This is a genomic window from Stenotrophomonas sp. LM091, from assembly GCF_001806305.1.
Taxonomy (GTDB): Bacteria; Pseudomonadota; Gammaproteobacteria; order Xanthomonadales; family Xanthomonadaceae; genus Stenotrophomonas; species Stenotrophomonas bentonitica_A.
Genome location: NZ_CP017483.1, coordinates 497,745 through 518,582, shown reverse-complemented (window position 1 = coordinate 518,582; position 20,838 = coordinate 497,745). Strand labels below are relative to the sequence as shown.

The following is a 20,838-nucleotide window of genomic DNA, read 5'->3' as shown; positions in this document are numbered from 1 at the left end:
CCCACACCGTCACGACGAGGGGGAGGGAACGGTGTGGGTCCTGCGCGGCTCAGGCTGCGGCGAGTTCTTCCGGCTGCGGCAGCGCGGCCAGGGCCTGGGCAATCGCATCGGTGCGGTGCTGCGGCGAGTAGGCGATGCCCTCGGCCCGCACGAACTCAACGTTGTCGATGCCGAAGAAGGCGAAGACCTGGCGCAGATAGGGGTCCTGGAAGTCGGTCGGGGCGCCGGTGTGCAGGCCGCCGCGGCTGCTGGCCACGATCACGCGCTTGCCGCCGGCCAGGCCCACCGGGCCATTCTCGGTGTACTTGAAGGTGCGCCCAGCCACGGCCAGGCGGTCGATCCACGCCTTGAGGGTGGAGGCGACGCTGAAGTTGTACATTGGGGAGCCGATGACCACCACGTCGGCGGCCAGGAACTGCGCCAGCACCTGCTCGGCGTCAGCCACTTCGGCCGGATCGGACTGGGCCAGGGACGAGCTGCGCAGGTGCGGGACCGGCTGGGCATCGAGGTCGCGGTAGCTCACTTCCAGACCCGGCACCTGGTCGCGCCACTGCTGGACCACGGCGGCGGAGAGCTGGCGGGAAACCGAGTTGTCGCCAAGCACGCTGGCGTCGATGTGAAGAAGCTTCATGGCAATCACCTGTTATCTGGGGAGGGGCGGGGCAAGGCGCCGCCGACGGAGATCAGGTTAGGTTGTTGCCTGTTTGGAATAAAGGTGGTTGAATACCACGTATTGTTCTATATCTGGAACTTCGGTATGCAAGACCTCAACGACCTCTACTACTTCGCCATGGTGGTGGATCATGGTGGCTTCGCCGCAGCAGAACGCGCGCTGGGCATCCCCAAATCCCGCCTGAGCCGCCGTATCAGCCAGCTGGAAACCGACCTGGGCGCCCGCCTGCTGCAGCGCTCCACGCGCCGCTTCGCGGTGACCGACGTCGGCACCAGCGTGCATCGCCACGCGCAGACCATGCTCGCCGAGGCTCAAGCCGCGCGTGAGGTGGTGGATCGCCTCAGCGCCGAGCCGCGCGGTCTGGTGCGCGCCAGCGTGCCGGTCTCGCTCGCGCAGATGCAGCTGCCCAAGCTGCTGCCGATCTTCCTGGCGCAGTACCCCAAGGTGCGGCTGCAGCTGAACATCAGCAACCGCCGCGTGGACATCATCAACGAAGGCTACGACGTCGCCCTGCGCGTGCGCTCGCGCCTGGATGACGATGGCAGCCTGGTGATGCGCAGCTTTGGCCAGGTGCAGGAACTGCTGGTGGCCAGCCCCAAGTACCTGGATCGCGCCGGCCGCCCGAAAGACCCGGACGAACTGACCAACCACGTCACCCTGAGCATCAGCGAAGACGAAGCCCGTCAGCGCTGGGAACTGCACGGCCCGGAAGGCGCGGTCCGCCGCGTGGACCTGCAGCCGCGCGTGGCGGGTTTCGATTTCCCGCTGCTGCAGAGCATGGTCAAGGACGGTTTTGGCATCACCATGCTGCCGGAAACCGTCTGCGCCGACGCCGTGCGCAACGGCGAACTGGAAGTGGTACTGCCGGACTGGTCGCTGCCGCAGGGTATCTGCCATGCCGTCTTCGCCTCCCGTCGCGGCCTGCTGCCGGCGGTGCGCGTGTTCATCGACTTCCTGGCCGAACACCTGCCGCCGCAGCTGGAGGCCTCGCGCCTGGATTGCGGTGGCGCGTGCGAGCGGGCCAAGGAGAAGATCAAGGCGAGTGCGCTGGGTGCCTTGGCGGTGGATGCGGGCTGAGCCCGACAGCCGGCGGGTGGGCAAATCCCACCTGAAATGCGAGAATGCGACCCCCGGCCCAAGCCGGGGAGCCATGCCGGACGGGGCGATCCCGAACCGGTTGCCCGGGTTGCAATGACCGGGGCACGCGGGGCGCGGAAGCGCTGCCGATACGGAGAGATGGCCGAGCGGTTTAAGGCACCGGTCTTGAAAACCGGCGAAGGGTCATTCCTTCCGTGGGTTCGAATCCCACTCTCTCCGCCAATATCTATATAAGCCATTGATTTTATTGGACTTATTTTTGATATTTGGGTCTTCCAACGGGACACAAATCGGGACACATCTCCCGAAATGCGCATTCCCCACCACCTCATCCGTACTCCCTCCGGCACCTACGCCTTTCGTCAGCGTGTCCCGAGCGACTTGCAAGTCGTCATCGGCCGCAAGCTCATCAAGCAATCGCTTCGGACCGCAAACTTGGCGTCAGCCAGACTTCGCGCGATCGTCTTGGCATCAGGCTATGCTCACGCCTATGACGTGTTGAGGGATCAACGGGTGGATCGGTTTAGTAAGAAGGATCTGGAAGCGCTCGTCGAGCGATTGAGCGGCGGCGGAGATCGGCGCGATCTGACGCTTCATCGGACGCAAGCGGCGGATGGCACGATCACGGAACGCTGGCAGATCGACAGCGAAGATGATGTCCGTCTGTTCCGCCAAGCGCAGAGCTTCGCGACCGCGGCAGAGGTGGCGGCCATCGGCATGCTCGACCCCGAGCCTAGGCCTGTTCGCGAACCGCGTCCTCAGGTCAGCGAGACAATTTCGTTGGAAAAGGCGCGCGACGCGTGGCTTGCAAGCATCAAGCCGCGCACGTTGCCTAAAACTTACACGATCAAGACAGCCGCAGTGGAGTCGCTCGTCGCATTCCTGGGGCCTAAGTCAAAGCTCCACACTGTCACAAGGCCCGATCTTGCGCGCTGGTATCAACATCTTCGTGACAGTGGGGCATCGACGCCGACGCTGACGAACAAGCAAAGCTATGTGGGAGGAAAGGGCGGCTTCTTCGACTGGGCCATCGCGTCCGGTTACTTCCCCAAAAACGACAATCCCGCGACAGGTCATGTGAGTTATTCGCTCCGTGAGAAGCGCGCTCGGCGCAAGCTCGGTTTCAAGGCGTATGACCGTCATCAGATCCAAACGATCTTCTCGCCTAGAAACTTCGAGAAGCTCTCTGAGAATGCTCGATGGGCGTCGCTTCTTGGGCTCTACACAGGCGCACGAGCGTCGGAAGTGGGGCAGCTCTTGATTGCAGACATCGTGTTGGAAGGGAAGCTCCCTTGCATTCGAATATCTGACGAGGGCGAGAACCAAAAAGTCAAAACGGAGGTCAGCCTTCGGACCGTTCCTCTGCATCCGGACCTGTTGGCGCTAGGCTTCATGGACTGGGTTGCAACGCGCAAATCGGCAGGGCACAAGCGCTTGTTTCCGCAGGCCAAAGGGGACGCGCTCAATGGTCAGGGAAATTGGATCACGAAGGCGTTTAGCCGGCACCTGGCGATAATCGGCAAGGACTGGCCTAAGGCAAAGCGGGGTTTTCACTCTTTGCGGAAGACCTTCATCCAAGAACTTCAAACACTCGGTGTGGCATCTGAGCTGCGCGCTCAGATCGTGGGGCATGAGCTCGATGACGAGCATCACGCCACTTACAGCCGCGCCTTCAACGCAAAGGAGAAGCTCAACGGCATGGGAAAACACTCGCCGGGACTAGCGTCGTTGAACTACGAGTTGCGTCTGCGAACGCCAGTCAAGGGTTAGTGCCGAACTTTGGGCGTTCTGCGCTCGGAGCAGGGCGAGGCCTACTTGAACGGAGGCAATCTTGCAGGACCTGAAAAAGGCTGGCGAGATCGAAGCGCTTCGGATCCACGACCTACGCCGAACCTTTGCTACAGTGGCCGAGGAAGTGGCTTCGTATGCGGTGGTGAAGCGGCTTCTCAATCATCGCAACAGTCGGGACGTCACCGGCCGTTATACAAAGGTGGACGATGCGCGGTTGCTGGAAGAGATGGCGCGTATTGAGAGGGTGATGTTAGGTGCAGACCCACTGCTTGTGGCAGTGTTGACCTAGAACCAAAACGAGCGTGTCAAGGAGGATGTAATGAGCAGCGAGCTTGTGATCGTAAAGTTGGATAGGCTGGGCGCGCAGGGGGAGGCGAGCACCTCTCTCCCGCCAAAATACTCAGTAATGCGCTTAACGGCCACGACCACGGTTCCGGGGCGAGATGATGTTGGCTTCGCTTTCCTTGACGTCAACGGAAATCGTATTGACGCGGATTCACGAGAAAAGGTTGGCGATACCCTCCAAGGCCTGGACCAAGCAAAGTCCTCGCCAGCGGGTAGTAATTCCACTTTAGTCAGTAGCTGGGACGCTTTCTCCGAAAAGTTTGATCCCCATCCAGTTGAGGTCGCTAAAACCGAATTCGTATCGGAAACTTCGGGTTTTTTGGTCAGGCGGATCAGTCTATTGATCGGTACGACGTGGCATTTGCCAAGCTGCAAGTTTGTTGTTATACCCAGCTTCGGGACCTCCATTCTTGGCGCCTATTCCGGCCTCGGAGATGCTGTTGGAGTGGCCAAGAGACTGGACCGAGAGCAGCAAGTCAAGCTCGCCTACAAGGGTTCTCAATTCAAGCTGTAACGCGCGCTACAAATTGTCCGGAGGAGCTTTGCCAGGATGACGGTTTGGCACGGCTTCGGTGACATCTTGGTCTTTCCACATCGTCACGTAGGCCGGCTCCCAATGACGCCGATGCGAGCGCCAATGCTCGATGCAGAGTTCGGTCGCAAGATCTGCCTCTCGGCGGGCGTCTCTTGCCGGCAAGCGAGTGAGTGCGGCGATGTATGCACTGTTCCAGAATTCTTCGACGTTCATAAGTAGTTGAAAAGTTGATATTCACCGTTTCTAAGGCAAAGCGCGCATCTGTCAACTATTGAACGCTTGGCAGGTCTACTCCTCTTTGAGCCTTGACGAAGTCAATTTTGGCGATACGTTGGAAGGATGAGCAGCAAGAACAAAGAACAGTTCTATCGAGGACTTAAGAGAGCGATCCATGCGGGCGATTTGGGCGCGATCGTATCTCTCTGCGAGAAGCAGAAGGATGTAGACGAGGCGGCTCGAAATGCCATTGTCTTGGCGATCAGACTGGATCGTGACAATGTTATTGAGCAGCTCCTGCCGCTGCTGACGGCCTCCTGGCAGAGCGAGCCACTGAACGAAGCCGCTAAGTCTGGCAGGACAGAGTGCGTGGCGAGGCTGATGCCGTTCTGCAACGTCGAAAGTGGAGATGCGCTTATCCTCGCAGCGAGACATGGGCATGTTGATACCGTCAAGCTGCTTATGCGCTCTTGCAGCCCTTTAGAGGGCGACTCGCAAGCGCTATATGAGGCCTCGCTTCATGGCCATGCCGATGTCGTTTTCCAATTGGTCTTGTTCTCGGATGCTAAGGCTAGGGGAAGTCGAGCACTGATCGCGGCTTGTAGGTCAGGTCATCTGGAAGTGGTCAAGCACCTTCTACCGTTTTCGTCCAAGATCCAATGCGCTCAGCGGGGATTTGAAGCTGCGGCAGAGCATAACCATGAGGCCGTTATCAAGTTCCTGATCGGGTCCGGGCTTCCCGATCCAGAGGATACGTACAGTTTAGGGTTGAACATTGCAGCTGCTAAGGGGTATGCCCCGTTGGTCCGAACTCTGCTTTGGGCCATTGTCCGAACCGGCTTTGCCCCGCGCAAGTTCGGCCAAGAGGCCTTGTTCGTTGCAGCGAAGAACGGTCATGCGGAGGTGGTGAAGTCAGTGTTGGAATTTGCCCACAAGTCTGCGTATCCCGAAGCGGCGCTATGCGCTGCATTGCTCGGAGCTCACGATGCGGTGGCCGATTTATTGGTTCGCCGGGTCAATCTCGATCACGTGCGTGAACTGATCTCAGACGAGGCCGTTGAGGCGACTCTTGATCGATCAATGGCGAGGGTTGGCGCTGCTATGCAGAACAAGGAGCTTCGGTTGAACGAGAAGGTTCGGGAGAGGGGATGTGAAAGTGCGGCGAGAGGTCTGCCCCCAAAGCCGCATCCTGCGCGCCGGCTGTGATGCAGCCTCCGCTGATCAGCCGACGACCAGGATTACAGGATCGGGCTTAGCCTTAGAAGTCGCGTGTATCTGATTACCTCATAGAACGTGCCATTGTTGACTCGCCTCAAGGCCATCCGTCGATTTTTATCCTTGTTAGACCGAGGGTGGCCCGGCGCGTAGGGCCAGCAAAGTGTGTTGTGAAGCGCTTGTAGGCGCGACTGGAAGCAGCCTGCAACGCTTAGCCGAGATGCTATGTCACTAGCTCTATCTGGGCGCAGCAAGATCGTAGCCACCTTCGGCAAGTTGCGGGCCGACCTTAGGCGGCCCTTCTCATGCACCTATATTTGGTGGCCATCCGCCTGCGTTCTATCTAACTCGAGCAGGAAAGGGCTGACTCTTGGCGCCACTGGTTGATTGCTCCGCCCAATCCCAGCGATGCCCGGCCTACGAAAGGGCAAGCAACCGTCACTGATTTGGCAGAACTGTGACTTCACCCCTTCAGCGCTTGTCCGTGGCTGCGTCAAAGCGCGTGTTGACCTGGGTCCAGTTGACCACTGGCCACCAGGCCTTGATGTAATCAGCGCGCTTGTTCTGGTAGTGCAGGTAGTAGGCGTGCTCCCAGACGTCCAACGCCAGCAGCGGCGTGCCACGTTCTGCTACCGCGTCCATCAGTGGATTGTCTTGGTTGGGCGTGGTGGTGATAGCAAGCGAGCCATCCGGCCTGAGGATCAGCCAAGCCCAGCCTGAGCCGAACACTTTGGTGGCGGCCTCGGTGAACTTGGTCTGGAACGCTTCCTGGGAACCGAAGGTCTGCACGAGTTTCGCCTTCAGCGCAGGTGAGGGACTGCCCCCTTTGCCCGCGGGCGACATCAGCGTCCAGAACAGGCTGTGGTTGTAATGGCCGCCGGCGTTGTTGCGGACCGCAGCGTCATAGCGCGAGACGCTGGCTTGGATATCTTCCAACGAAGTCGTGGCCAAGGCGGGGTAGTCCTTTACCTTGGCGTTGAGGTTGTTCACGTAGGCCCGGTGATGCCGATCGTGGTGGATGTCCATCGTCCGCGCGTCGATCGCCGGTTCCAAGGCGTTGTTGGCGTAAGGCAGCTCGGGCAACGAGAATGGAGCATTCTTCGACCCATTAGCCGAAGCCAGGTTGGCAGTGAGCAACAGGGTCGTCGCGAACAGCGAGGTGAGGGCGATTCGTCTCATCAATCATTCCTCCAAGCATTAGGAGCTGTGCTCCCGGAATACCCGTAATCCGGGTGATAGGAAGGGCCGCAGTCCGCATCAATTCAGGGGTCTAGTTGAGACGCGCCAGCCGTGGTTAACAACGAAATCAACGACCCCGACTAGCAGCAGCGAAAGTCCTACCAACGGGAACAGAAAGCCGCCCACGCACAGCAGCGCGAACACGATGGTCACGGTCCGCCGTTCCTTCGGTAGTGGCGGCACTCCAATTCCGCCAAGCGGCCGGCGCTTCCACCACATCACTGCGCCGCTGATGCACAGAAGCGCGATGCCAACGCAGGCAAGGATCAACAACAGTCGATTGAACGTGCCGTACTCCTGACCTAAGTGCACGTTGATGCCCCATTCGAGCCCGCGCCCCAACGCGCCGTAATCGGCATAGCCCATGTCCAGCAGCACTTGGCCGCTGTACTGGTCCAGGTGCACCACCCGCTGGTCGGACAGTTCTTCTGGGTACACCGAGGCGGTGTACACGCCCATCGGGCCACGCGGCAGCGACACGCTATAGCCAGGTGCGAGCGCAAGCGCAGTGAACCGCTGCACGGCTGCGTCGATGCCGATGGCGCCCAGCTGGGGTGACAGGTCGCCGAGTGCACCAGCCCCGTGTGCTTCGTGCCCGGTATGTTTGTCGGCAGGGCCGTGCCGACCATGTGGCGGGGCCGACACCGGCAGCTGCGCCTGTTCCATTGACCAGGTGGGTGCGGTGGTATCGGCTAGGCGTTGCTGGGACATTGGCACCTGCACCCGCACGCCGGCAGGGTAGCCATAGTCCTGCCCGTTGGCCCATGCGTTGACCTGCTTGCCCCATATCACCGACCACGGCATGCCGGTCATCGCAAGAAACAGCAGCACTAGTCCGACCCAGATGCCTGTCACCGCGTGCAGGTCGCGCCAGAACAGTCGCTGGGCCGGCCGGCCACGCACGGTAGTAATCCCACTCTTTTGCCCCCGTGGCCACCACAGGTAGACGCCAGTAAGAACAAGCAGGATGGACCAGCCAGCGGCGATCTCGATCAATGCGCTGGCGTAGTCGCCTAGGAGATCGAGGCTGTGCAACCGCCGCACGATGCCCGAGAACGTGCCCTTCTCCGGCAAGTGCCCAAGCACGCGTGCCGAACTGGGATCGACGTAATAGACCTCGCGCCGCCCGTCAGGTCCCAGCGTGCCGATCTCGACGCTACCATCGCTTCGCTCTGGCATGGTATATCGGAACGCTGTCCCCGCGGTGGCAGCGGTTACCGCGGCGATATGGGCGCTGGGGAGTGCAGGCGCACCCTGAGACGTCCCTGCCACCTTCAAGTCGCGGTGCACCCAGCGGTCGATGGGCTTTTGGTAGAGATAGACGGCGCCCGTCAGTGCCAGCCAGACGATGAAAGGCAGCACGAACAGCCCAGCATAGAAGTGCCACCGCCACACCGCGGGATAGAAACGCCGTCGTTCCGGCTGGCGTGCAGTTGGGGTGGCGTCCATGTCAGAGTTCCCGAGTCCAGCTCAGGTAAACCGCGCGGCCATCGCCTGGTGAGTATCCGGAAGAGCCGCTGTCGTACCAGGCATATACATAAAATCGGTCCGTGGCATTTTTCAGCTGCAAGGCAAGGCTGTTTCGCTCATCCAGACGGTAAGTCGCGCTCAGGTTCAACAGGGCGTAGCCGCCATAGCGGCCTAGTGTATTGGTGCGCTCAACGAAGTAGTCACCTTGGCCATTGCCCCAAGCACTGAAAGCCCAGTCGGCGTTGGGCGCATATTCCAAGCCTGCGCTGGCCAGCCAATTCGGCACGTTCTCGATCTGTCGACCACGGGTCTGCGGCGCACTCGGGTCCGGTGCCTCAATCACAGCCTTCTGCCGCGAGTAGGAAGCCCAAGCGCGCCACTGCTCATTTGCCTGCCATGTCACCTGGGCATCCCAGCCACGGCGAAGGGTTTCACCCACGTTGCTAACTTCATTGCTGCCCACTGCCCCGTTGACGCCAAGGACGGTTGCCACTTCGTCCGATGCGCGCTGTTCCCAGTAGGCCAAGCGGGTCTGTAGGCCTTGTACGGGAGTCCACTTGAGGCCGGTTTCCCACCCTTCGTTAATCGAGGGGGACAGGTTGCTGCTCTGAGCGCGGTAGGCGCCATTGCCACTGCCGATCTGGAATGTGCGGCCCCAGTTGGCATACGCGATCGTGGTCGCTCCTAGGTCATAGGACGCGCTCAACTTAGGCTGTTTGATCAGTCCGTAGCCATAGACCGGCGCACGTGTGGCGGCAGCCACGTTGAGGAAGTCGCCGTAGATTCGGTCCACGCGGTAGGCTGGCACGATCTTTAGTGCGTCGATCGGCCTGATCACGGCCTGCACGTAAGCGCCGCGGGTGTCGAGGTCAAAATCCCAATCGCGTAGCGTAGCTTGGCGTTCGCGCACCACGGTGCGATAGCGACGAGCCTTATTATCCTGCCATTGTCCATCTACGCCTGCGTCCAGCACGAACTCGGCAAGGGTCGTGGTAGGGCGCCAAGTGGTGTTGAGGATAAGCCCACGGTGGGTTTCGTCGTTGAAGCGCTCCTGCTGCGCGCCGCCAGCGGTAAAGGTTACCCAGCGCTGATTGCGGTAGTCATTCTGGTAGGCCTTTGCGTTCCAGCTCCAGTCAGTGCCTAGCTTGCCGTCGAGATGCAGCGCGGTCTGGACTGTCTCACGTTCGCTGCGGTCATCGCGGGCGTAATCGGGCGACTGCTTTGGATTGTCCCGCGCTTCCAAGTAGCTGAGGTAGCCGGCTTCCAGTGCGGTGTTCTTGTAATACCGGCTGGTGAGGCCAGCGCGCCATTGGCCGTTTGGGTCGGCATAGAACCACTTGCCGGCGAAGCTGCGCTGCGTGCCATTCGCGTGGTCGCGCTCACCGTCCGTGCCACGCCAACCAACGAAGTAGTTCTGCGACCAGGCACCAGTCTCAAATCCCTTCGCCAGTTGAATATCTTCGGTGCCGAAGCTGCCTACGGTCACGCTAAGCTGGCCATCGTTGCCGCCTCGGCGGGTGAGTACGTTAACGTCACCGGCGATAGCGTGCAGGCCGTACCGCGCGTCGTTGGTCCCGCGCACGATCTCCATCGCGCTGATATCCAGTGGGAAAACTGCATCCAGGTAAGGCATGCCGCCTGCGTTGTCGTTGCTTGGGATGCCATCAATCAGCAGCTTGACCGCATTGATGCGACCTTCGCCATTGAAACCGCGGAAAGAAAAGCGGCCGGCATCGGAGCCCATCTTGAATTGGGTGACCTGCACACCCGGTGCGTTCATTAGCAGCTCCCAGCTATGGTCGACCTTCTGCTGTTGCAGAAGATCGCCACCAATGATGTCCACAGAGGTGAATACGGAACGCGCTGAGAGCTCGCGTTCGGCAGCGGAGCGCGCCTGCACGGTGCCCAGGGTTAGCACGGTTCCGTCCTGAGCAGCTGCCAGTGATGGAGCTAGCGCGGTGCAGGCGATTGCGGCCACGATGGCTTCGGTAAGCAGGCGTGTAGAGAGAAGTTTTTTCATTTTCCACAACATCAATATGCCGCGGCCAGAGGAGGGCCGAGACAAGCAGAAGAGCCGGCGTTTGAGCCGGGTGTCAGTAGGGGAGGGCAGCTTCCAGGTCCGCGTCTATTTGCCCCAGGTCTATTGGGGAGCGAGAAAGACGTGCACTACCTAAAAGGCGCATTGCGCCTCAGGTCGCGGGCTGGATCAGCAGGTGAGGGCAGACGGTGGGCCGCGGGCCCCAAGCGTGCCCGGAGCACGGATGCGCCGTCTATCGACCAAGCCGAACAGGGCACGGAAGACCGCCGACCAGATGGCCATCGCCAAGAGCAGCGCCACGAGCAGGCTGATCATCCGCGCAGCGATCAGACAGTATTCGCAGTCCACGCCCATCTCGTGCTCGGCATGTGGGTCAGCTGACTTCTGAGATGGTGTTGTGTCAAAAGCTGCTGTATCCGAAGACTCCGACACCATTGGCATGGCGTGGTGAATGCCATGCCCCATGTGATGCGAATCAGCCGCCTTGGGTGCCATTGGTTCTACGTACGAATGATGCCTTGCATGTGTATCGGGTGCGTGTGTCGCACCGAGCGCCGGGTGCGCAATCGCCCGGCTAATCAATGGAGCGACAACCAATAGCAGCATCGATAGGCATGCCAAGGTGTGGGTCCAGCGGTGGAGGGCAAGGGGGCGCACAGCCCCGATATTAAGGGATGCGAAGAGGAGGCAGGCGCTAGCTGTCGCCAAATTGATCCTCCGCGACCATTTGTCGCACTTGCTTCCCTCTCTCACAATTCCACGCTGCACGGCTGTCTGTGGGTCGCACCAGGGCACACAAAAGCGGCGCGTCGTGGTGCCGAGTATGGGACACGCATGCAACTGTTGACTACCTACCAGGAGGTAGGTAAAGTGTGGTTTAGAGATTGGAACCTGAGGAGAACTAATGGCCCTTGGCACACGCGAAGCACTGATTCGGACTGCTGAGCAGCTGATGCGTACACGCGGCTACTCCGCGTTTAGCTACGCGGATCTGTCAGAGTCGGTGGGCATCCGAAAGGCAAGCATCCATCATCACTTTCCGACGAAGGAGGATCTAGGCAAGGCACTCGTGGAGGAGTACATCGAGCGCGTTCGAGTCGAACTGGGGCGGATTGAGATGCAGCACGGGCATGTCATCGGCCGCCTCGAAGCCTTCCTCCACATCTTCAGGTCGAGCGCCGACGGCGGTCTCCTCCCGCTTTGCGGCGCCCTAGCTGCCGAAATGTCGGCATTACCGCTGAGTTTGCAGCAGCTAACGCAACGCTTCTTCGGCATGCAGTTGAGCTGGCTCTCCAGAGCGCTAGAGCAAGGCATCGAGCGAAACGAGATTCCCGAAGGCAGCGGAGCCAAGCACAAAGCGTTCCTGCTGTTGAGCATCCTGGAGGGGTCTTGCTTTATCAACTGGGCGACCAAGGACGAAGATCCGTTGAGCCCTAGCGTTGTACGGCTCATCGTAGAGAACGCCTGAAAACGCCTACTGCTCTTCTCTCGTAGAGGGGAGCAGGTTTCTTTTTGTTAAAGAAACCTACCTACTACAAGGTAAGTAGGTGTCAACATATCAATGGAGATGGCAATGAAAACAGTGATGGTGGAAGTCTGGTCGGACTTCGTTTGCCCATGGTGCTGGGTTGCAAAGAAGCGGTTCGAGAAGGCAGTCAATTCGTTGGCCGGCCAGGTTCAGGTCGTAGTAACCAACAAAGCCTATCGACTCGCCAAGGGAATGAGGCCGATGGACTACAAGACCGCACTGCATCAGAAGTTGGGCGGTGCAGCCGGCGCTAATCGGATGATGGCCGCGGTCAGCACCAACGGGCTCCTTGAAGGCTTGGTCTACAACTTCGACACCATGCTTTTCGGAGACACGAGCGCTGCTCACGCATTGATCAAGAGCATTAGCTCGCCCGAGGTAGCCGAACTGATGGCCGAGCGTATCTACAAGGCTGCGACCACAGACGGGCTCAACATTTTCGACCAGGACGTGCTGGCGTCGTTGGCCAAAGAGGTGGGTGTGACCGATACCCTCTTTGAGTTCGATTCGGCACGCGTCTCCACCGAGATCGACCGCGATGAGCTGGAAGCGAGCCGCATCGCCAACGGTGTTCCTTTGTTCCTATTCAACGGCAAGGTCTTTGTCTCCGGCGCGCAGGAAGCAAACGTGTTCGAGCGGGCAATTCTGGATGCGGCACGAGAGATGCCCGAAGCGATTAGCGGCGCAAGCGAAGGCGAGAGCTGCGGCATCGACGGCTGCACGCGCTGATCAACCGGGTGCTTCGGCAGCCTATCCACCCATGTATCCCAATCAAGCCGCGCCCTCGGGCGCTCGGCAGATCCCTCGCGCGTAGCGCGCATTTAGAATTTAGAAAGGAACTATAAAATGTCCAACAAGCCCAATGGCATCGACGTCGCCGCTCTCCAGCATTTTGCGAAAGGTGTCTCTGAAGATGCATCCAAGCGCAATGCCCGCTTCAACGTGAAGACAAAGTGGCATGGACAGACCCGCTCGGTTGCGACGGTCAACCACTACTCCATGGCTGGCGTGAAGCACGAGCGCCACTTCGAGATTGCAGCGGATGAGCCGACCGAACTGCTCGGTCAGAATTCGGCTCCCAATCCGCAGGAGCTGCTCATGGCAGCCCTCAATGCCTGCTTGACCGTGGGCTACGTCGTCAACGCCGCAGCCATGGGCATCACGGTGCACAGCTTGGAAATCGAGACCGACGGCGAGCTGGACCTGCGCGGGTTCCTCGGTCTGGATGACAGCGTGAACCCCGGCTACGACGAAGTCAGCTACGTGGTTCGCCTGCACGCGGATGCCTCGCGCGAGCGTCTGGAAGAGCTGCACCAGGTTGTGACGAAGACCTCGGTGAACCGCGCCAACTTCTCCAAGGCCATTCGCATGGTTTCCACACTGGAAGTTCTGGAGGACTAAGCCCTCCGGAGAGCCTTTTCCCACCCCCACATTTGCAACAGCAGCCCCAAATCGAGGCTGTGCTCCCAATCTAGAGGCCCATCATGCGCAAGCTGTTTACCCCCTTCGACCTATCAGGCCTTCAGTTGACCAACCGCGTCGTCATGGCCCCGATGACCCGCACCCGCACGCCGGAGAACATCCCCAGCGAGCTGACTGCGCTCTACTACGGTCAGCGCGCCTCGGCCGGCCTGATCATCACTGAGGGCCTTCCCGTCTCCGACGAGGGCCGTGGATATCTGTATACCCCCGGTCTCTACACCGATGAGCAGACCGAAGGCTGGCGTAAAGTCACAGATGCGGTGCATGCCAATGGCGGCAAGATCTTTGCCCAGCTCTGGCACGTCGGTAGGCTGTCGCACGTCTCGCTGCAGCCGGGCAACGTCGCGCCGGTCTCGTCGGGTGACGTGCCGGCGACCACCACGATGGTCTATGCGTGGGTCGAACCTGGCAAGGAAGGGCCGGTGCTGCCGAGCAAGCCGCGCGCCCTCACTACCGATGAGGTCAAGCGTGTCATTCAGGACTTCGCCTCTTCTGCGCGTCGTGCCATGGATGCTGGCTTCGATGGCGTCGAACTTATGGCCGCCAACGCGTTCTTGTTCGACCAGTTCCTAAGCAGCAAGCTCAATACCCGCACCGACCAGTATGGTGGATCGATCGAGAACCGTCAGCGCCTGCTGCTGGAGACCATCGACGCGGTCGCGGCTGAAATTGGCGGCGAGAAGGTGGGCGTTCGCGTCTCCCCGTTTGGTCGCATCTACGACATGGAGGCCTTCGAAGGTGAAGTCGAAGCTTGGGCAAGCATGGCCTCGGCGCTGAACGAGCGGACCCTGGCGTTCGTGCACCTGAACTACCAGACCACGATCTCGGCAGCGGGCACGCCTGCCGGCTTTGGCGCGGCGTTCCGGAAGGCTTACCAGGGCACGCTGATCGGTGCAGGCGGGTTCACCCAGGAGCTGGCCGAGGCGGAACTGGCCAAGGGCGAGCTCGACCTGATTGCGTTCGGCACCAACTTTATCTCCAACCCCGACCTGGTGGAGCGGATGAAGAACGGCTGGCCGCTGGCAAAGCCTGATCCGTCGACCTTCTACGGCGTGATCGGGGCAAAGGGCTACACCGACTATCCGACCTACGATGGCGCTCGCGCCGACGCAGCAGTCGTCTGATCAACCACCCCGCGCGTGCGGGCCACAGATGAGGTGTGACATGGCAACCCGTAGCACAACGACTTTCGACTTCGAGTCCGACGTCCTTGAAAGCAAGACGCCGGTGCTGGTGGACTTCTGGGCCCCGTGGTGCCCACCTTGCCGAGCCATCGCGCCTTTCTTGGAAGAGATATCCGATGAGCTTGAAGGCAAGCTCCAGGTGGTCAAGGTCGATATCGATCAGAACCCGGAATTGGCTCAGCGATATGGGGTGCGGTCCATCCCCACCTTGAAAGTGTTCGTGGATGGCAAGGTCGCCAAGGAGATCGTCGGCGCGATGCCTAAGCAGGCTTTGCACGAGCAGATCGCTCCGTTCGTAAAGGGCGAGTAAGCCATGACCAAGCGGGCGCCCTCTGTGGGGCGCCCGCCTAGCAAAGAAGGTGAAGCGATGAACACGTCCGTGCCTTCATGGGCTGGGAAGGTGGAAGAAGTGAACGCCATGGGATTCAACCGCATTGCGCGCTCCACAGCCGATCCTCTTCTGCTCTACATAGGGGCACCATGGTGTCCTCCCTGCAAGACGATGGAGCCTGCTTTCGCTACCGCCGCCGAGGCAATGGGCACAAAGGCCCGGTTCCTCAAGGTGAATGCAGCGACGGATCCGCAGCTGTTGGACTCGTTGAAGGTCGCTGCTGTGCCGATGCTCCTGATGTATGACGAGCAAGGTCAAGAAGTAGGCCGGCTCCTGGGCTCGTTGTCCGCACCGCGTATCGCGCAGTGGGCTCAGAAGCGACTCGATAGCGCACGCCAATAGTCGACAACCGAATACTCCCAAATGTTTGAATCAGCCGTTCACAAGTTGAGGTCGATTCATTCTCCGCCGATCGTGCTGCAATCCACTGCAATGCACTGGCGAAAAGAGGTATCAGATGACTCGTATCAAGGTTGATGTTGCAATCATTGGCGCCGGCAGTGCTGGCATGACGGCCTACCGCGCGGCCAAAGCGCATACCGACAGCCTTGTGGTGATTGAAGGTGGCGTCTATGGCACCACCTGTGCCAGGGTTGGCTGCATGCCAAGCAAGCTGCTCATCAGTGCCGCAGATGCTGCTCATACGCTGACGTTGGCGCCGAGCTTTGGCGTCATGCCTGGAGCAATCAAGGTCGACGGACGGGAAGTAATGGCTCGGGTGCGCCGCGAGCGCGATCGCTTCGTCGGCTTCGTTGTGGAGTCGGTAGAAGCGTGGCCGGAGGAACACCGGCTGCGCGGCAAGGCGACGTTCCTCTCCGCTCATGAGCTTCTGGTCGGATCATCTACCATCGTCGAAGCTGATCGCATCGTTGTAGCGACAGGGTCCAGCCCCTTCGTTCCGGAGGGATGGCGTGAGGCGCTGGGCGACAGGCTTCTTGTGAACGATGACGTTTTTGAGTGGACTGATCTGCCCAGCTCAGTGGCCGTTGTTGGCAGCGGGGTCATCGGCCTTGAGTTGGCACAGGCCCTGCATCGCCTTGGAGTGACGGTTCGCCTTTACGGTCGCAGTCGCTTCATCGGACCGCTGAGCGACCCAGTGGTTGCGGCGGAGGCCACGCGCATCTTCTCTGAAGAAGTTCCTGTGAGCCTGGGCGCAAAGGTCACACCCTCGCTCACGGAGGATGGTCGCGTATTAGTGGTCTCCGAGAATTCTGAGGGTGTTCGCAGCACCGAGACATTCGACTTCTTGATTGCCGCGACAGGTCGTAAGCCCAACATGCTCGGAATCGGCTTGGACAAAGCCGGTATCGGTTTGGACAGCTACGGGCTGCCCATCGTCGACCGCGCTACCGGTCAGAGCACCTGCCCGCACATCTTCGTTGCCGGGGATGCCAATGGGATGGCCGATATCCTTCATGAGGCCGCAGACGACGGCCGCATCGCAGGCGACAACGCGGGCCGCTATCCAAACGAGCGCCCACGCCCGCGCAGGGCGCCTCTGGGGATCGTATTTTCCAACCCCCAGATCACGATGGCAGGCGCTACCTTCCGGCAGTTGACCGAGAGTGGCGCCACGTTTGAGGTTGGAGAGGCATCGTTCGTTGATCAGGGGCGCAGCCGGGTCATGCTGGAGAACCACGGAGTAATCCGTGTCTACGCCGACAGCGCCACAGGAACCTTCTTGGGTGCAGAGATGGTCGGCCCATCGGCCGAACACATTGGCCACCTGCTGTCGTGGAGCGTTCAGCGGCGAGATACCGTCCAGCAGATGATCGACAGCCCGTTCTATCACCCAGTCGTCGAGGAGGGAGTGCGGACGGCGTTGCGTCAAATACAGCGCAAGCTGGTCATCCCGCCGCCGGCGCCGGAAAGCTGCTTGGACTGCCTTCCAGGCGCGTAGGTTGGAGTCGCGGTCACAGTAGGGGCGCAAGCAGATCGTTATGGGACCTATACGTGCTGTTAGACATGATTGGGCGAGGATCGCTGTCCAGCGCCCACCGAAGGCGGTATCCATCCCCTGGCTGTGCTGATGGCTTCGGTTCCCAACGTTCGGCACACATTTTGAATATGAATATTGAGGATGTTCGTGCCGGACTCGGTGGCTAACCCGAGAGTTTCTCAACTAATGCTCCGGCAGTGACCCATCTCCCTTCCGTGCTAGGGTAAGGCAGTTCGGATCAGCCATAGTTGGCCAAACGCCCACGAGACCGATCAGTCGATCGATGCTCGTGGGCGTCAACGAAGATCAGCCGAGAGTTTCACCAAGCCACTGTTCCACGCTCCTCGGCGCGATACCAAACAACGTCTGCGCACTGGTGTCGTGAGGGATCGTATTGGTCGGACTGCTTTGCAGCGCGCCGTAGAAGGCGGCAATGGCAGCGGACGCAGGACCGATCAGGGGTTCAATCATCGCCCCGAATGCTTGGGGCGTGATGCTCTCAAAGGCGACATCGCGCCCCAGGTGGCGCTGGAAGCCTGTTGCGACATCTTTCCCGATCAGCCCTGGCAGCTGGCCAACTCCCACAACGCCACTGACCGACGTCTGCTCGAAGAGACGCTCAGCAACCTCGGCTACGTCCAAGTGTGAGCTCCAGGATACCGGTTGGTCCGACCGGAGCGGGTACCGCAGCACCCCCTCAGTCTGTGTTGGCCCGAAGACCATCGGCAGCAGTAGGTTTTCCAAGTAAAGGCGCGGTGCGACGACGGCATACGAAACGCCGGTGCTGCGAACACCCTCAATCAAGATTGCCATCGCCGAATCAGCCGGGGCCTGCAATGGCGAGTCAGGCTCATCGACAATGATACCGCTGGTGGAGATTACCACCCGCCCGGGCTTGGCCAGGTCAACCGCTCGGGCAATGTTGCGTGCGTAGGTTACACGGCTGCCCTCGTCTGTCTGAGGCAGGTGAATGAACACCCCATCCGCACCACGGTAAGCCTCAACCAGAGATTCCACGGATGCATTGTCAATGCGAACGGTCTGTGTTGCAGCCAGTGCCTCGGATGCGCGCACTGCACCGACGGCGTTTTTTCCGGCCGCCGAGAGGCGCTTGAGTAGCGGTCCGCCTTGAGCGCCGGAGGCACCATGAATGATATAGGTCATCGTCTTCTTCTTCGTCAGGCCTTGAGGAGGCGGGTGGGCAAGCATCGAATCGAGCGCGGGTGAAGAATGCTATGGGAACGCGCGGTGAAGATGCTATTCTCGGCCAAAGAGCGCAGGGTTTCACGGTCAATATGTCCATTTCTATTGTCATTATTGGACACGAAAGGCGGGATGCCGATGGCTAAAAGGAGGGAGCAGCGCGGCATGGATATCGGGCAGCTGCCTTATCATCCCCAAGCCGGCTATGGGCTGGACTTGGAGATCCTTGCCTTCTCCGAGCTACGTCGTCGTGCGGGCGCTGAAATGCTCGAGTTGGCGCACCGTTATGAGTTCTACACCCTCGTCGGTGTCACCGAAGGGGCCTGTACTCACCGTATTGATTTCGAATTTGTGCAATGTGCACCCAATACGGTGCTCGCGTTGACGCCGGGGATGGCGCACAGCTTTGGCCCGCCAACCGATTGGGAGGGCTGGATTGTTGCGTTTCGTCCAGAGTTTGCCTGGCCCACGGCCTGCCCAGGTGCGGAAAAGAGTTGCCGCATACTTGAAGGACTGGGGAGCGTGATACGACTGACGGCGAAAGAGATGCGGGTCGTCACCGGATGCATCATGCAGATGCAGGACGACGCAGGCCTCGATGACTCACCCCAAAGCGTGCATGCGTTGCTACGCCATCAACTCCATACTGCACTGACGCGGATCCGCATGGCAGATGAGCGCGGCGATGGGCGGGTGAAGCTCCCTCGTCCAGCTGGAAGTAGATTCAGAGAATTCGAGCGACTGGTTGAAGAGAAGCACAGGGATTGGCATCAGGTCTCCAGCTACGCAAAGGCCATGGGATGTGCTGAAAGGACGCTGACGAGAGCGACGCTTGACGCTGCAGGCATGAACCCCAAGGCTTTCATCGCCGCGCGGCTGGCACTCGAAGCCAAGCGCTTGCTGACGCATACGGAGTTGAAGGTGCTTGAAGTCGCTGAACAACTGTGTTTCAGCGACACCCCCAATTTCATCAAGTTCTTCCAGCGCGAGGTGGGCTGTACACCTGCAACGTTCCGTCAACGTCAGACGCAGGCCGCGTAGACGTATCCATTGGCAGATGCAGTAGGTCCACTCGCCGTAAGGAGGCGCCTGCATATTGCAGGCGCTCCGGTGCGGCTTAGACGACTTTGCAGCGTCCCGCCAGGCCAGACAACGCGATATCGCTGATCAGCGCCGTTGGCGCAGCGCAGCCTGCGCCGAGGATTGTCACATCAAGCCCAGCTGCCTCGGGCGACAGCGCCGTGTGCGTGATGCAGTGTTGGGTCATCATGCCGACTAGACGAATGTCGGAGACATTCTGGGCGGCCAGGGTTTGGCCCAGCGGTGTGCCAAGAAAGCTGTCGGCTTGCTGTTTCTCGATCACTACGCAGCCGTTCAGTGCCTCAGCGATGGCCGGGTGCAACTCGGCACCCACCGTGCCTTTAGCCAAAAAAGGACCGTCGCTGGGCGTGAAGTGCTGGATACCTATCACCACCTCACCGGCCTGCTTGGCTTGCGCGATGGCGTCCAACGCTGCCGACAAAGCCTGCTCGCTGTTCTCAAGCGTGAGGCGGCCGCCGGGGAAGTAGTCGTTCTGGATATCCACGACAATCAGTGCAGTCTTCATGGTGTGTTCCTTTAAAAAGTGATGGTTTCGCCGTCTTCCGGGATCAGCACGCTGTCCTGGATGGACTTCTCGACGGTGTAACGGCGAAGATCAGCGCGGGAAACGGTCATGTGATTCACCGCATCCATATGCACGGCGACGATCTTTGCCTTGGGGGCCAATGCATGGACACGAGAGGTGTCATCAACGCCCATGATGATGCCGGTGTCGAAACCTTTGACCCGCGCGTCGCCCGTGTTCAACACGATGACATCCGGGGTATAGCGCTTGATCGCATCCTGCACGTCGCCGGTCCAGACGGTGTCACCAGCCAGATAAATGGTCGGTTCACCGGCTTTCTCAAAGACAAAGCCGGTCACACTGCCCAGCAGCGTCGCAAGCGGCTCCACCTTGAACATTGCATCCGAGCCATGTTGGGCAGCAACACGCGAGATCTTCACGCCACCAAACATTTCGTGGGCTGGAAGAATCCGGACATCTTCAAACCCCTTACCGCGAAGCTGGGCAGCGTCGGCCTCGTTCTGAACGAACATGGTCATCTGACGCGGTATCAGCGTCTCTGCGGCCGGGTCCCAGTGATCCAAGTGGGTGTGCGTCAACAGCACTGCATCCACGTCCTTGAGCACCTGAGCCACATCGAACGGGAGCTCGACAGTCGGGTTGCGCAGTTCGCTGCGATAGGTGTCCGGGAAGCCGGGGTAGGCCCCTTTGGTGGCCAGCATCGGATCAACCAAGAGCACCGTGTCGCCATAGGCGATCTTTGCCGTGGCGTTTCGGATCTGTTGGATAGACGTGGTGCTCGGCGGGTTGCCTGCGGCGTGTGCATTGGTCTGGAGGCCCAGGGCCAGCAGGGTTGCGACGGCGAGTGACATCATTTTCATGGCG

General features: G+C 60.0%; 21 protein-coding genes and 1 tRNA gene. 14 read left to right on the top strand and 8 right to left on the bottom strand.

Going from position 1 to position 20,838, the window contains the following annotated elements; translation table 11 throughout:
• Nucleotides 1–49 precede the first annotated feature (49 nt).
• Nucleotides 50–631: an NAD(P)H-dependent oxidoreductase gene (locus BIZ42_RS02340; protein WP_070425427.1), complete on the bottom strand. Its 582-nt coding sequence runs from the start codon at nt 629–631 to the stop codon at nt 50–52.
• 126 nt (nt 632–757) lie between these two features.
• On the opposite strand from BIZ42_RS02340, the gene BIZ42_RS02335 reads away from it, so the two are divergent.
• The 6 genes from BIZ42_RS02335 (at nt 758) to BIZ42_RS02310 (ending at nt 5,864) form a co-directional block, all read left to right on the top strand.
• Nucleotides 758–1,750: a LysR family transcriptional regulator gene (locus BIZ42_RS02335; RefSeq protein ID WP_070425426.1), complete on the top strand. Its 993-nt coding sequence runs from the start codon at nt 758–760 to the stop codon at nt 1,748–1,750.
• 153 nt (nt 1,751–1,903) lie between these two features.
• A tRNA-Ser gene (locus BIZ42_RS02330) sits at nt 1,904–1,993 on the top strand.
• An 87-nt stretch (nt 1,994–2,080) separates the two neighbouring features.
• The gene (locus tag BIZ42_RS02325) at nt 2,081–3,541 is read left to right on the top strand and encodes a site-specific integrase (RefSeq protein ID WP_019184297.1); all 1,461 of its coding nucleotides are present in this window, start codon (nt 2,081–2,083) and stop codon (nt 3,539–3,541) included.
• 61 nt (nt 3,542–3,602) lie between these two features.
• Nucleotides 3,603–3,851 (top strand): tyrosine-type recombinase/integrase, encoded by a 249-nt coding sequence (locus BIZ42_RS02320; RefSeq protein WP_019184296.1) that lies wholly within the window; start codon nt 3,603–3,605, stop codon nt 3,849–3,851.
• A 30-nt stretch (nt 3,852–3,881) separates the two neighbouring features.
• On the top strand, nt 3,882–4,421 hold the full coding sequence (locus BIZ42_RS02315) for a hypothetical protein (protein WP_019184295.1): 540 nt from the start codon (nt 3,882–3,884) through the stop codon (nt 4,419–4,421).
• Nucleotides 4,422–4,781: 360 nt separating this feature from the next.
• Nucleotides 4,782–5,864 (top strand): ankyrin repeat domain-containing protein, encoded by a 1,083-nt coding sequence (locus tag BIZ42_RS02310; RefSeq protein ID WP_070425425.1) that lies wholly within the window; start codon nt 4,782–4,784, stop codon nt 5,862–5,864.
• Between the two features lie 480 nt (nt 5,865–6,344).
• Here BIZ42_RS02310 and BIZ42_RS02305 read toward each other — a convergent pair whose 3' ends face one another.
• The 4 genes from BIZ42_RS02305 to BIZ42_RS02290 form a co-directional block, all read right to left on the bottom strand.
• On the bottom strand, nt 6,345–7,052 hold the full coding sequence (locus tag BIZ42_RS02305; protein ID WP_070425424.1) for a superoxide dismutase: 708 nt from the start codon (nt 7,050–7,052) through the stop codon (nt 6,345–6,347).
• A 78-nt stretch (nt 7,053–7,130) separates the two neighbouring features.
• Entirely contained in the window at nt 7,131–8,561 is a 1,431-nt protein-coding gene (locus tag BIZ42_RS02300) for a PepSY domain-containing protein (RefSeq protein ID WP_070425423.1), read from the bottom strand.
• Between the two features lies 1 nt (nt 8,562).
• Entirely contained in the window at nt 8,563–10,602 is a 2,040-nt protein-coding gene (locus BIZ42_RS02295) for a TonB-dependent receptor (protein ID WP_237393553.1), read from the bottom strand.
• A gap of 186 nt (nt 10,603–10,788) precedes the next feature.
• On the bottom strand, nt 10,789–11,277 hold the full coding sequence (locus BIZ42_RS02290; RefSeq protein WP_335743729.1) for a DUF2946 family protein: 489 nt from the start codon (nt 11,275–11,277) through the stop codon (nt 10,789–10,791).
• A gap of 247 nt (nt 11,278–11,524) precedes the next feature.
• Between BIZ42_RS02290 and BIZ42_RS02285 the strand changes: the two genes are divergently transcribed.
• From BIZ42_RS02285 to BIZ42_RS02255, 7 genes are all read left to right on the top strand, one after another.
• Nucleotides 11,525–12,088: a TetR/AcrR family transcriptional regulator gene (locus BIZ42_RS02285; RefSeq protein WP_019184288.1), complete on the top strand. Its 564-nt coding sequence runs from the start codon at nt 11,525–11,527 to the stop codon at nt 12,086–12,088.
• Between the two features lie 105 nt (nt 12,089–12,193).
• A complete protein-coding gene (locus tag BIZ42_RS02280; protein ID WP_070425422.1) occupies nt 12,194–12,877 on the top strand; it encodes a DsbA family oxidoreductase in 684 nt (227 codons plus the stop codon).
• 117 nt (nt 12,878–12,994) lie between these two features.
• Complete coding sequence (locus tag BIZ42_RS02275; RefSeq protein ID WP_070425421.1) at nt 12,995–13,549, top strand: OsmC family protein; 555 nt, start codon at nt 12,995–12,997, stop codon at nt 13,547–13,549.
• Between the two features lie 83 nt (nt 13,550–13,632).
• Nucleotides 13,633–14,754, top strand: coding sequence for an alkene reductase (locus tag BIZ42_RS02270; protein WP_070425420.1), 1,122 nt, complete (start codon nt 13,633–13,635; stop codon nt 14,752–14,754).
• A gap of 40 nt (nt 14,755–14,794) precedes the next feature.
• Nucleotides 14,795–15,124 (top strand): thioredoxin, encoded by a 330-nt coding sequence (gene trxA, locus BIZ42_RS02265; RefSeq protein ID WP_070425419.1) that lies wholly within the window; start codon nt 14,795–14,797, stop codon nt 15,122–15,124.
• A 57-nt stretch (nt 15,125–15,181) separates the two neighbouring features.
• On the top strand, nt 15,182–15,547 hold the full coding sequence (locus BIZ42_RS19210) for a thioredoxin family protein (protein WP_083279772.1): 366 nt from the start codon (nt 15,182–15,184) through the stop codon (nt 15,545–15,547).
• A gap of 115 nt (nt 15,548–15,662) precedes the next feature.
• On the top strand, nt 15,663–17,105 hold the full coding sequence (locus BIZ42_RS02255) for a dihydrolipoyl dehydrogenase (protein ID WP_070425418.1): 1,443 nt from the start codon (nt 15,663–15,665) through the stop codon (nt 17,103–17,105).
• Between the two features lie 345 nt (nt 17,106–17,450).
• On the opposite strand, the gene BIZ42_RS02250 is transcribed toward BIZ42_RS02255, so the two are convergent.
• The gene (locus BIZ42_RS02250) at nt 17,451–18,308 is read right to left on the bottom strand and encodes an NmrA family NAD(P)-binding protein (protein ID WP_070425417.1); all 858 of its coding nucleotides are present in this window, start codon (nt 18,306–18,308) and stop codon (nt 17,451–17,453) included.
• A gap of 204 nt (nt 18,309–18,512) precedes the next feature.
• Here BIZ42_RS02250 and BIZ42_RS02245 point away from each other — a divergent pair, with 204 nt between their 5' ends.
• Nucleotides 18,513–19,388 (top strand): AraC family transcriptional regulator, encoded by an 876-nt coding sequence (locus BIZ42_RS02245; protein WP_172838026.1) that lies wholly within the window; start codon nt 18,513–18,515, stop codon nt 19,386–19,388.
• A gap of 76 nt (nt 19,389–19,464) precedes the next feature.
• Here the strand turns inward: BIZ42_RS02245 and BIZ42_RS02240 are convergent, their stop codons facing one another.
• Together BIZ42_RS02240 and BIZ42_RS02235 are read right to left on the bottom strand one after the other, a co-directional pair.
• On the bottom strand, nt 19,465–19,953 hold the full coding sequence (locus BIZ42_RS02240; RefSeq protein ID WP_019184279.1) for a cysteine hydrolase family protein: 489 nt from the start codon (nt 19,951–19,953) through the stop codon (nt 19,465–19,467).
• Nucleotides 19,954–19,964: 11 nt separating this feature from the next.
• On the bottom strand, nt 19,965–20,834 hold the full coding sequence (locus BIZ42_RS02235; RefSeq protein ID WP_197576223.1) for an MBL fold metallo-hydrolase: 870 nt from the start codon (nt 20,832–20,834) through the stop codon (nt 19,965–19,967).
• Nucleotides 20,835–20,838 lie beyond the last annotated feature (4 nt).